General features: G+C 69.9%; 11 protein-coding genes. 3 read left to right on the top strand and 8 right to left on the bottom strand.

Annotated features, from left to right (window positions below; all coding sequences use genetic code 11):
- Nucleotides 1-151: 151 nt before the first annotated feature.
- The 3 genes from ACZ63F_RS42925 to thyX form a co-directional block, all read right to left on the bottom strand.
- Nucleotides 152-1837 carry a ribonuclease J gene (locus tag ACZ63F_RS42925; RefSeq protein WP_469719516.1) on the bottom strand — a complete coding sequence of 562 codons (1686 nt, stop codon included), beginning with the start codon at nt 1835-1837 and terminating at the stop codon, nt 152-154.
- Between the two features lie 163 nt (nt 1838-2000).
- Nucleotides 2001-2900, bottom strand: a complete 900-nt coding sequence (gene dapA, locus ACZ63F_RS42920) for a 4-hydroxy-tetrahydrodipicolinate synthase (RefSeq protein WP_469719514.1) — start codon at nt 2898-2900, stop codon at nt 2001-2003.
- Between the two features lie 244 nt (nt 2901-3144).
- On the bottom strand, nt 3145-3885 hold the full coding sequence (gene thyX, locus ACZ63F_RS42915; protein WP_469719512.1) for an FAD-dependent thymidylate synthase: 741 nt from the start codon (nt 3883-3885) through the stop codon (nt 3145-3147).
- A gap of 201 nt (nt 3886-4086) precedes the next feature.
- On the opposite strand from thyX, the gene ACZ63F_RS42910 reads away from it, so the two are divergent.
- Both ACZ63F_RS42910 and ACZ63F_RS42905 read left to right on the top strand, forming a co-directional pair.
- Nucleotides 4087-4323, top strand: coding sequence for a hypothetical protein (locus tag ACZ63F_RS42910; protein WP_469719510.1), 237 nt, complete (start codon nt 4087-4089; stop codon nt 4321-4323).
- Between the two features lie 90 nt (nt 4324-4413).
- On the top strand, nt 4414-4968 hold the full coding sequence (locus ACZ63F_RS42905; protein WP_469719509.1) for a hypothetical protein: 555 nt from the start codon (nt 4414-4416) through the stop codon (nt 4966-4968).
- Nucleotides 4969-5101: 133 nt separating this feature from the next.
- Here the strand turns inward: ACZ63F_RS42905 and ACZ63F_RS42900 are convergent, their stop codons facing one another.
- The 5 genes from ACZ63F_RS42900 to rpsO form a co-directional block, all read right to left on the bottom strand.
- Nucleotides 5102-5554 carry a hypothetical protein gene (locus ACZ63F_RS42900; protein ID WP_469719507.1) on the bottom strand — a complete coding sequence of 151 codons (453 nt, stop codon included), beginning with the start codon at nt 5552-5554 and terminating at the stop codon, nt 5102-5104.
- Nucleotides 5555-5567: 13 nt separating this feature from the next.
- Entirely contained in the window at nt 5568-6320 is a 753-nt protein-coding gene (gene dapB, locus ACZ63F_RS42895; protein WP_469719505.1) for a 4-hydroxy-tetrahydrodipicolinate reductase, read from the bottom strand.
- A gap of 29 nt (nt 6321-6349) precedes the next feature.
- Nucleotides 6350-7729 carry a M16 family metallopeptidase gene (locus tag ACZ63F_RS42890; protein WP_469719503.1) on the bottom strand — a complete coding sequence of 460 codons (1380 nt, stop codon included), beginning with the start codon at nt 7727-7729 and terminating at the stop codon, nt 6350-6352.
- Nucleotides 7726-9951 (bottom strand): polyribonucleotide nucleotidyltransferase, encoded by a 2226-nt coding sequence (locus ACZ63F_RS42885; protein ID WP_351501498.1) that lies wholly within the window; start codon nt 9949-9951, stop codon nt 7726-7728. The genes ACZ63F_RS42890 and ACZ63F_RS42885 overlap by 4 nt, the downstream gene beginning before the upstream one ends.
- A gap of 360 nt (nt 9952-10311) precedes the next feature.
- Nucleotides 10312-10599 carry a 30S ribosomal protein S15 gene (gene rpsO, locus ACZ63F_RS42880; RefSeq protein ID WP_004924725.1) on the bottom strand — a complete coding sequence of 96 codons (288 nt, stop codon included), beginning with the start codon at nt 10597-10599 and terminating at the stop codon, nt 10312-10314.
- A 287-nt stretch (nt 10600-10886) separates the two neighbouring features.
- On the opposite strand from rpsO, the gene ACZ63F_RS42875 reads away from it, so the two are divergent.
- On the top strand, nt 10887-11180 hold the full coding sequence (locus ACZ63F_RS42875) for a DUF397 domain-containing protein (protein WP_181804473.1): 294 nt from the start codon (nt 10887-10889) through the stop codon (nt 11178-11180).
- Nucleotides 11181-11288 lie beyond the last annotated feature (108 nt).

The raw sequence follows: 11288 nt of genomic DNA, 5'->3' as shown, positions 1-11288 counted from the left end.
CGGACCCCATTTCCCCCCCCCCCCCCCCCTTCCTCCCCCCCCCCCCCCCCCCTCCCCCCCCCCCCCCCCCCCCCCCCCCCCCCCCCCCCCCCCCCCCCCCCCGCTCCGGGTTCATGCGTACGGCAAGGCCGTACGGATGCTGTACGCGCCGTCAGACCTCCACGACCACCGGGAGGATCATCGGCCTGCGCCGGTAGGTGTCCGAGACCCACTTGCCGAGGGTCCGGCGGATGAGTTGCTGCAGCTGGTGGGGTTCCACGACGCCGTCCTGGGCCGAGCGTTCCAGGACTTCCGAGATCTTCGGGATGACGGCGGAGAACGCCGAGTCGTCGATGCCGGAGCCGCGGGCCTGGACATGGGGTCCGCCCGTGATCTTGCCGGTGGTCGAGTCGACGACCACGAAGACCGAGATGATGCCTTCGTCGCCGAGGATCTTGCGGTCCTTGAGGGCCGGCTCGCCGACGTCGCCGACCGAGAGGCCGTCGACGTACACGTAACCCGCCTGGACCTTGCCGGAGATCTTGGCCTTGCCCGCGACGAGGTCGACCACGACGCCGTCCTCGGCGATGACGATGCGGTCGTGCGGGACGCCGGTGAGGGCGCCGAGCTCGGCGTTGGCGCGCAGGTGCCGCCATTCGCCGTGGACCGGCATCAGGTTCTTCGGCCGGCAGATGTTGTAGAAGTACAGCAGCTCGCCGGCGGAGGCGTGGCCGGAGACGTGCACCTTGGCGTTGCCCTTGTGGACGACGTCGGCGCCCCAGCGGGTCAGGCCGTTGATGACGCGGTAGACCGCGTTCTCGTTTCCGGGGATGAGCGACGAGGCCAGGATGACCGTGTCGCCGTCGACGATGCGGATCTGGTGGTCGCGGTTGGCCATCCGGGACAGGGCGGCCATCGGTTCCCCCTGGGAGCCCGTGCAGACCAGGACCACCTCGTGGTCGGGGAGGTCGTCGAGCGTCTTGACGTCGACGACCAGGCCCGGCGGGACCTTCAGGTAGCCGAGGTCCCTGGCGATGCCCATGTTGCGGACCATGGAGCGGCCGACGAAGGCGACCCGGCGGCCGTACTCGTGGGCGGCGTCCAGAATCTGCTGGATGCGGTGGACATGGCTGGCGAAGCTCGCCACGATGATCCGCTTGCGGGCGCTGCCGAAGACCTGGCGCAGCACGTTCGAGATGTCGCGCTCGGGTGGGACGAAGCCGGGGACCTCGGCGTTCGTCGAGTCGGCCAGGAGGAGGTCGATGCCCTCCTCGCTCAGTCGTGCGAAGGCGTGCAGATCCGTGAGGCGGTTGTCCAGCGGGAGCTGGTCCATCTTGAAGTCGCCGGTGTGGACGGCCATGCCGGCCGGGGTGCGGATGGCGACCGCGAGGGCGTCCGGAATGGAGTGGTTGACGGCGACGAACTCGCAGTCGAAGGGGCCGACGCGCTCACGCTGGCCCTCCGCCACTTCCAGGGTGTACGGGCGGATGCGGTGCTCCTGGAGCTTCGCCTCGATGAGGGCGAGGGTCAGCTTGGAGCCGATCAGCGGGATGTCCGGCTTCTCGCGGAGCAGGAAGGGGACGCCGCCGATGTGGTCTTCGTGGCCGTGGGTCAGGACGATGCCCTCGACGTCGTCGAGGCGGTCCCGGATGGACGAGAAGTCCGGCAGGATCAGGTCGATTCCGGGCTGCTCCTCCTCGGGGAAGAGCACTCCGCAGTCGACGATCAGCAGGCGGCCGCCGTACTCGAAGACGGTCATGTTTCGGCCGATCTCGCCGAGACCGCCGAGCGGCGTGACGCGGAGGGCGCCTTCGGGGAGCTGGGGCGGCGGGCCGAGTTCAGGATGCGGATGACTCAAAAGACTCTCCTCACCACGCACGCCACGTACCGGTCGGGCACGTGGCGTGCGTGACGTTCGTGCATAAGCAGTTGTCGTTGTCTTGGTTGGGGTGCGGGCACCGGTGTCCCGCTTATTCAGTTGTGAAGCGTTGCTGCGCGGACGGCCGCGCAGAAGTCTGTTGTCAGAGTTGTACCCCGCCGGCGGCAAGATCGATCTTGAGCTGGGCAATCTCCTCGGCCGAACATTCGACCATGGGGGCGCGCAGGGGTCCCGCGGGCAGGCCCTGGAGGGCGAGGGCTGCCTTGGTGGTCATGACGCCCTGGGTGCGGAACATCCCGGTGTAGACGGGGAGCAGCTTCTGGTGGATCTCGGCGGCCTTGACGACGTCGCCGGAGGTGTAGGCGTCGACGAGGGCCCGCAGGTCGGGGGTGACCACGTGGCCGACGACCGAGACGAAGCCGACCGCGCCCACCGAGAGCAGCGGCAGGTTCAGCATGTCGTCGCCGGAGTACCAGGCGAGGCCGGAGCGCGCGATGGCCCAGCTGGCGCGGCCCAGGTCGCCCTTGGCGTCCTTGTTGGCGACGATCCTCGGGTGCGCGGCGAGGCGGACGAGCGTCTCGGTGCTGATCGGGACGCCGCTGCGGCCGGGGATGTCGTAGAGCATGACGGGCAGCCCGGCTGCGTCGGCGACGGCCGTGAAGTGCCGGTACAGGCCCTCCTGCGGGGGCTTGTTGTAGTACGGCGTGACGACCAGCAGGCCGTGCGCGCCGTCGCGCTCGGCCTGGCGGGCCAGCTCGATGCTGTGGTGGGTGTCGTTGGTGCCGACACCGGCCACGACGTGGGCGCGGTCGCCGACCGCCTCCAGTACGGCTCGTACCAGGTCCGATTTCTCCGCGTCACTGGTGGTGGGGGACTCGCCGGTGGTCCCGTTGATGATCAGGCCGTCGTTGCCTGCGTCCACCAGGTGGGTGGCGAGCCGCTGTGCGCCCTCGAGGTCGAGTGCGCCGTCCGCCGTGAAGGGCGTGACCATGGCGGTGAGGACCCGCCCGAAGGGGGTCTGCGGAGTGGAGGTCGGAGCCATGGGTTACACGCTACTCGGTGCTCACGGCGCGGTCTGCCCTTGGGGTACGGGAAAAGTCCGGACAAATGAGGAGCCCGGCACTGCCTGCTCGGGGGTTCAAGCAGTGCCGGGTCCGTTTGATCAGGCTAGATGAACTTCTCTAAATGCCGCAATACGGACACTTCGCGAGGCTGATCCGTACATCTGTACCGAGTCCGACAAGAAGCGCGAGCGTAGGGCCGTGCTACCGGCCCTACCGGCCGTACTACGGCGCGACCCGGCCGTTGGCGTTGAAGGCCGCGTGGGTGAGCGGCATGAGACGGGCCCACTCCGCCTCCATCTTCTCGCCGACCATCTCGATCTCCCGCTGCGGGAAGGACGGCACCTTGGCCAGCTCGTGCTGGGTGCGCAGCCCGAGGAAGTGCATGAGCGAGCGGGCGTTGCAGGTGGCGTACATGGAGGAGAAGAGGCCGACGGGCAGAACCGCGCGGGCCACCTCGCGGGCGACACCGGCGGCGAGCATCTCCTGGTACGCCTCGTAAGCCTGCCGGTAGGAGTCCTCCATCACCCGGCCGACCAGCTCCTGCTGGGCCTGGGTGCCCTCGACGAAGACGTACTTGCCGGGGCGCCCCTCCTGGACGAGCTTGCGGGACTCGTCGGGCACATAGAAGACCGGTTCGAGCCGGCGGTACCTCCCCGACTCCTCGTTGTACGACCACCCCACCCGGTGCCGCATGAACTCGCGGAAGACGAAGATCGGGGCGCTGATGAAGAAGGTCATCGAGTTGTGCTCGAAGGGGCTGCCGTGGCGGTCCCGCATCAGGTAGTTGATGAGGCCCTTGGAGCGCTCCGGGTCCTTCGTCAGCTCGTCCAGGGACTGCTCGCCGGCGGTGGAGACGCGCGCGGCCCACAGCACGTCGGAGTCGGCCGCGCTGTGCTTGACCAGGTCGACGGTGACATCGCTCCGGAAGCTGGGCTTGAGGTCGTCGGCGGGGGTGTCGGTCACGGCTCGGAGGGTCCTTCCATCACTTCTCTCGGGCGGCGCCCACTCTACGGCCCGGTTCCGGCATCGGGGCGTTCGGTGCCGGGGCGCGACATACACCGGCGAATTTCTGTGAATTCGGTGAAACCGGGCACCTTTCGGGTCACTCGCCCGTCTGTGTAGATGACAGACAGTCGTTCGATCCCGAGAGGGGATGCACCGCCCATGTTCCGTCGGCGCGAACCGGTCCCGTTCGCCTTCCTCGCCGAAGCCGACAGGTTCCGCAGCAATGTCACACCCCCGCCCCGGCAGCAGCTGTCCGTGAGCCAGATAGCCGGGCGCTGGCTGCTCGGGCTCACCATCGTGGCCGGGCTGGTGGGCTCGCTGGTGCTCGGCATGCCGGCGCTGTCCACGCCGTCCGGCTCGGGGACCCAGCAGTCCCAGGCCTCCCAGGGGCGCTGACTCTTCCGGACCCCCGTGAGTGGTGGGCGGGAACAGGGGCGGATAGCCTCACCGGGCACAGCCCATGCATGGATTGAGTGAGGACCAGCCGTGCCCCTGCCCTTCCTGACGGCCGACCGCACCTACGACGCGGCACTCGACGACGCCCTGCCCCACGACGACCGCAACCGCTGGCGGCGCCCCTACCGGCCCGGTCCGTGGCGGGTCGGCGGAGCGGCCCTGTGGCTGCTGCTCGCCTCGTTCGTGCTGTTCGCGGCGGTGGCACTGGCCCTGACCGGCTCGCTGTCCTCCGCCGTGACGGTCCTCGGCATCGCTCTGCTGATCATCGCCGCCGCTCTGCGGATACTGCGCATGGGCGTGTGGGTGAGCGCGCGCGGAGTGCGCCAGGTCGGTCTGCTCCACACGCGGACGGTGCCCTGGAAGCAGGTCCTCGAGGTGCGGACGGCGCAGCAGCCGGTGCGCTGGCTGGGTCTGCCGCGGACCGTGCAGGGGCAGGCGCTGACCCTCGTACGCAAGGACCGCGCCCCGGCGGACACCGAGCCGCTGATCACCACGCACGGCATGGACTTCGTGGGCCGGACGTCGGCCTTCGACCGGGCGGCGGACGTGGTGGAGGCGTGGGCGGCGGAGTACCGGCGCGGGTAGCTCCGCTGGGGGTGCCGTGATGTGCCGTCTTTCGTGTGCGGCGTCATCGTGGCTGGTCGCGCAGTTCCTCCCCCAGCCTTCGGCCGGGGGCACCCCCAGCGCCCCCTACGGGGCGCTGCCGGGGCGCGACTGCTCAGGCCTCCACCGGCCTGCCGTCGTGCAGGGCGATGGCGCGCTGCATCGCCTTGCGGGCGCGTGGGGTGTCGCGGGCGTCGTGGTAGGCGACGGCGAGGCGGAACCAGCTGCGCCAGTCGTCGGGGGCGGCCTCGGTCTCGGCCTTGCGCTTGGCGAAGACCTCGTCGGCGGAGTCCCGGTCGATGCGGCCGCCGGGCGTGCGCTTCAGCTCGTCCACGGGCAGGCCGCCCTCGGCGTCGAGCTCGGCGGCGAGGGCGTTGGCCCGGCGGACGAACTGGGTGTTCTTCCACAGGAACCACAGGCCGATGACCGGCAGGATCAGCACCGCCACCCCGAAGGTGACGGTGAGGACCGTGCCGGTCTGGATGAGCATCACGCCCCGGCTGCCGACCAGGACGAAGTAGAAGAGCAGGACGGTGGCCGTCAGGGCGTAGGAGAGCTTCGCGCGCATGTCGTCCGCCGGTTCAGCTCAGGTCCAGGAAGTTCTCCAGGCCGAAGGTCAGGCCAGGAGTGGTCACCACGCGGCGGGCGCCGAGCAGGATGCCCGGCATGAAGCTGCTGTGGTGGAGGGAGTCGTGCCGGATGGTGAGGGTCTCGCCCTCGGCGCCGAGCAGGACCTCCTGGTGGGCCAGGAGGCCGCGGAGACGGACGGAGTGGACCCGGACGCCCTCGACGTCGGCGCCGCGCGCGCCGTCCAGGGCGGTCACGGTGGCGTCCGGGGCCGGTGCGGTGCCGGCCGTGCGGCGGGCCTCGGCGATGAGCTGGGCCGTGCGCGTGGCCGTGCCGCTCGGCGCGTCCACCTTGTTCGGGTGGTGGAGCTCGACGACCTCCACCGACTCGAAGTAGGGCGCCGCGATCTGCGCGAACTTCATCGTCAGCACGGCGCCGATGGAGAAGTTCGGGGCGATGAGCACGCCGGTCTCCGGGGACTGGGCGAGCCAGCCCTTCAGCTGCGCGAGGCGCTCGTCGGTCCAGCCCGTGGTGCCGACGACGGCGTGGATGCCGTGCCGCACGCAGAAGTCGAGGTTGCCCATCACCGAGGCGGGGGTGGTGAGTTCTACGGCGACCTGGGCGCCGGAGGCCTCCAGCGCCTCCAGCTTGTCGCCCCGGCCGAGGGCGGCGACCAGCTCCAGGTCCTCTGCGGCCTCGACCGCCCTGACCGCCTCGGAACCGATCCGGCCCTTGGCTCCGAGGACCGCCACGCGCAGCTTGCTCATCTTCGTCTTCGTTCCTTACCGGTGGTGTGTCAGGCGACGGCGTCGTGCAGGCGTGCGGCCTGTTTGTCCTTGAGCGGCCCGATGACCGACAGCGACGGGCGCTGTCCCAGGATGTCGCGGGCGACCGAGCGGACCTCGTCCGGGGTCACGGCCGCTATCCGGGCCAGCATGTCGTCGACGGACATCTGCTCGCCCCAGCACAGTTCGCTCTTGCCGATACGGTTCATCAGCGCGCCGGTGTCCTCCAGGCCGAGGACCGTGGAGCCCTGGAGCTGGCCGATGGCACGCCCTATCTCCTCGTCCGGCAGGCCGTGTGCGGCCACCTGGTCGAGTTCGTCCCGGCAGATCTTGAGCACGTCGTGCACCTGCGAGGGCCGGCAGCCGGCGTAGACGCCGAACAGGCCGCAGTCGGCGAAGCCCGAGGTGTACGAGTACACGCTGTAGGCCAGGCCGCGCTTCTCGCGGACCTCCTGGAAGAGCCGGGAGGACATGCCGCCGCCGAGGGCGGTGTTGAGCACGCCGAGCGCCCAGCGGCGGTCGTCGGTGCGGGCGAGGCCGGGCATGCCGAGGACGACGTGTGCCTGCTCGGTCTTGCGGCCGAGGAGCTCGACGCGGCCCGCGGTGCGGATGGTGCGGCTGCCGTCGCGCGGGGCGATGGGCTGCGCGTCGGAGTTCTTGAGGGCGCCGGACTTCTCGAAGGCCGCGCGGACCTGTCGTACGACCTTGTTGTGGTCGATGTTGCCCGCGGCCGCGACCACCAGGTGGGTGGGGTCGTAGTGCTTCTTGTAGAAGCGGCGGATGCGGTCGGCGGTCAGGGCGTTGACCGTGTCGACCGTGCCGAGGACCGGGCGGCCGAGGGCGTTGTCGCCGAACATGGTGTGCGCGAACAGGTCGTGCACGCAGTCGCCCGGGTCGTCCTCGGTCATCGCGATCTCTTCGAGGATCGCGCCGCGCTCGACGTTGACGTCGTCCTCGAGGATCAGGGAGCCCGTGAGCATGTCGCAGACGACGTCGATGGCGAGCGGCAGGTCGGTGTCGAGCACGCGTGCGTAGTAGCACGTGTACTCCTTCGCCGTGAACGCGTTCATCTCGCCGCCGACCGCGTCGATGGCGGAGGAGATGTCCAGCGCGCTGCGCCGGGTCGTGCCCTTGAAGAGCAGGTGCTCCAGGTAGTGGGTGGCGCCGTTCAGGGCGGGGGTCTCGTCGCGGGAGCCGACGTGGGCCCAGATGCCGAAGGTCGCGGAGCGGACCGAGGGCAGGGTCTCGGTGACGATGCGCAGGCCGCCGGGGAGGGTGGTCTTGCGGACCGTGCCGATGCCGTTCTCGCCCTTGATCAGGGTTTGGGTACGGGCGACGGCCCGCGCCTCCGAGGAGGTGCGGGCCGTCGTCGTAGAGCTGCTCGACGTCACTTGTCGGTGTCGTCCTTTGCGTCCTCGGAGGAGGCCTCTTCCTCGCCCTCGATCACGGGGATGAGGGAGAGCTTGCCGCGGGAGTCGATCTCGGCGATCTCGACCTGGACCTTCTGGCCCACGCCGAGGACGTCCTCGACGTTCTCCACGCGCTTGCCGCCGGCGAGCTTGCGGATCTGCGAGATGTGCAGCAGACCGTCCTTGCCGGGGAGGAGGGAGACGAAGGCGCCGAACGTCGTCGTCTTCACGACCGTGCCCAGGTAGCGCTCGCCGACCTCGGGCATCGTCGGGTTGGCGATGCCGTTGATGGTGGCGCGGGCGGCCTCGGCGGACGGGCCGTCGGCGGCACCGATGTAGATGGTGCCGTCGTCCTCGATGGTGATCTCGGCGCCGGTGTCCTCCTGGATCTGGTTGATCATCTTGCCCTTGGGGCCGATGACCTCGCCGATCTTGTCCACGGGGATCTTGACGGTGATGATCCGCGGGGCGTTCGGGGACATCTCGTCGGGCTTGTCGATCGCTTCCATCATCACGTCGAGGATGTGGAGGCGGGCGTCCCGCGCCTGCTTGAGGGCGGCGGCCAGGACGGAGGCCGGGATGCCGTCCAGCTTGGTGTCGAGCTGGAGGGCGGTCACGAACTCCTTGGTGCCGGCGACCTTGAAGTCCATGTCGCCGAAGGCGTCCTCCGCACCGAGGATGTCGGTGAGGGTGACGTAGTGCGTCTCGCCGTCGATCTCCTGGGAGATCAGGCCCATGGCGATGCCGGCGACCGGGGCCTTCAGCGGCACACCGGCGTTGAGCAGCGACATGGTGGAGGCGCAGACCGAGCCCATGGACGTCGAGCCGTTGGAGCCGAGGGCCTCGGACACCTGGCGGATCGCGTAGGGGAACTCCTCGCGGGTCGGCAGGACCGGGACCAGGGCGCGCTCGGCGAGGGCGCCGTGGCCGATCTCGCGGCGCTTCGGGGAGCCGACGCGGCCGGTCTCGCCGGTGGAGTACGGCGGGAAGTTGTAGTTGTGCATGTAGCGCTTGCGGGTCACCGGGGAGAGGGTGTCCAGCTGCTGCTCCATGCGGAGCATGTTGAGGGTGGTGACGCCCAGGATCTGGGTCTCGCCACGCTCGAACAGCGCGGAACCGTGCACGCGCGGGATGGCCTCGACCTCGGCGGCGAGCGTACGGATGTCCGTGACGCCACGGCCGTCGATGCGCTTCTTCTCCTTGATCACGCGCTCGCGGACCAGCTGCTTGGTGAGCGAGCGGTACGCGGCGGAGATCTCCTTCTCGCGGCCCTCGAACTCCGGGAGCAGCTTCTCGGCGGCCAGGCCCTTGACGCGGTCCAGCTCGGCCTCGCGCTCCTGCTTGCCCGCGATGGTCAGCGCGGAGGCGAGCTCCGGGCGGACGGCGGCGGACAGCGCCTCCAGGACGTCGTCCTGGTAGTCGAGGAAGATCGGGAACTCGCCGGTCGGCTTGGCGGCCTTGGCGGCGAGGTCGGCCTGGGCCTTGCAGAGCACCTTGATGAAGGGCTTCGCGGCGTCCAGACCGGCGGCGACGACGTCCTCGGTCGGCGCCTCGGCGCCGCCCTTGACCAGCTGGATGGTCTTGTCGGTGGCCTCGGCCTCGACCATCATGATCGCGACGTCGCCGTCCTCCAGGACGCGGCCGGCGACGACCATGTCGAAGACGGCGTCCTCGAGCTCGGTGTGCGTCGGGAACGCGACCCACTGGCCGTTGATCAGCGCGACGCGGACGCCGCCGATCGGGCCGGAGAAGGGCAGGCCGGCCAGCTGGGTGGACGCGGACGCGGCGTTGATCGCGACGACGTCGTACAGGTGGTCGGGGTTGAGCGCCATGATGGTGGCGACGACCTGGATCTCGTTGCGCAGGCCCTTCTTGAAGGACGGGCGCAGCGGGCGGTCGATCAGACGGCAGGTGAGGATCGCGTCCTCGCTCGGCCGGCCCTCACGGCGGAAGAAGGAACCCGGGATCTTGCCGGCGGCGTACATCCGCTCCTCGACGTCCACCGTGAGGGGGAAGAAGTCGAGCTGGTCCTTGGGGTTCTTGGAGGCGGTGGTGGCCGACAGCACCATGGTGTCGTCGTCCAGGTACGCCACGGCGGAGCCGGCGGCCTGCTTGGCCAGGCGGCCCGTCTCGAAGCGGATGGTGCGGGTGCCGAAGGCGCCGTTGTCGATGACGGCCTCGGCGTAGTGGGTCTCGTTCTCCACTAGCGTTTTCTCCGTTACTTTCGTCTGCGTTACGTCTTTTGTCCCGATCCGCCCGTGTGGCGGGGGGACGGTTGCGGAGAAGCGCGCCGTGCGGTGCGGGCCGGTCTTCGATCGAAGCACCCGGGGCTCGCTTCCCCCCGGGGGCCACTACCGAGGACCGGCGGCGGCTTGGGTGCGCTTCTCCTTCTTCGTGTCCTGCTGTGTCAGCTGTCGTGCGTTGTCAGCTGTCGTGCTGTGTCGTGCGTATTGCGTTGTGCTACCACACTACAAAGCGTGAGTGACACTCCGCACGTTTCCGCACGTACGGCAAAGGGAGCGGCCCCGGGGTGTCTCTCCGGGAACCGCTCCCTTCACGGCGTCCTACTTGGCGCCCGCCGCACCGCGGCGGATGCCCAGGCGGTCGACCAGCGCACGGAAGCGCTGGATGTCCTTCTTCGCCAGGTACTGCAGGAGGCGACGGCGCTGACCGACCAGGATCAGCAGACCACGGCGGGAGTGGTGGTCGTGCTTGTGGGTCTTGAGGTGCTCCGTCAGGTCGGAGATCCGGCGGGACAGCAGGGCGACCTGGACCTCGGGGGAGCCGGTGTCACCCTCCTTGGTACCGAACTCGGAGATGATCTGCTTCTTCACTGCGGCGTCGAGCGACACTCGTACTCCTCGTAGTCTGCATGGCCACCGAGTGCCCCCGGTCTTTGTCTCGGGGGAGCTTCCGTTACTCGGGAGGCGGGGATCCGCTGGGCGCTGCCTCCAGGGTCCGCGGGACTCCGGGGGTGCGTACACAAACGGCCGTCGTCAAGGGTACCAGTGCCGCCAGGGGGCTCCGTCCCTGGGATCCGGAACGACGCACGAGGCCGGTGCGACCGCCAGTAGTGTGACGGTCACAGCCCAGGCATGACGGTCACGGCCTGGGTACGACGGGAAGGGGTCGCTGCGGGATGAGCGAGACGGCTGAGGAGATGAAGGCGCGCAAGGAGCGGGAACGGGACGAGCTCTACGCGCTCGACATCTCGGGCGTCGAGTGGCACTGCGCGCCCGGTACCGAGCAGGACGAGGAGCGGGTCGAGATCGCCTACCTGCCCGAGGGCGCGGTGGCCATGCGGTCCTCGCTCGACCACGGCACCGTGCTGCGGTACACGGAGGCGGAGTGGCGGGCGTTCGTGCTGGGCGCACGGGACGGGGAGTTCGACCTGGAGCCGAACGAGCGCAACGGCGGGCTGGCCGCCCAGTAGTCGGGGGGGGGGGGGGGGGGGGGGGGGGGGGGGGGGGGGGGGGGGGGGGGGGGGGGGGGGGGGGGGGGGGGGGGGGGGCGGGGGGGGTGTATCTGCGTGAACGCAGGG

The organism is Streptomyces sp. NPDC104761, assembly GCF_055583445.1.
The sequence above is the reverse complement of the archived record's forward strand: the minus strand, read 5'-3'. Positions and strand labels throughout refer to the sequence as shown.

Bases quoted from the DNA above. Each gene is read 5' to 3' on its own strand.
- dapA (WP_469719514.1), bottom strand. From the start codon at position 2,900: ATGGCTCCGACCTCCACTCCGCAGACCCCCTTCGGGCGGGTCCTCACC.
- ACZ63F_RS42910 (WP_469719510.1), top strand. From the start codon at position 4,087: ATGTTCCGTCGGCGCGAACCGGTCCCGTTCGCCTTCCTCGCCGAAGCC.
- ACZ63F_RS42900 (WP_469719507.1), bottom strand. From the start codon at position 5,554: ATGCGCGCGAAGCTCTCCTACGCCCTGACGGCCACCGTCCTGCTCTTC.
- dapB (WP_469719505.1), bottom strand. From the start codon at position 6,320: ATGAGCAAGCTGCGCGTGGCGGTCCTCGGAGCCAAGGGCCGGATCGGT.
- ACZ63F_RS42875 (WP_181804473.1), top strand. From the start codon at position 10,887: ATGAGCGAGACGGCTGAGGAGATGAAGGCGCGCAAGGAGCGGGAACGG.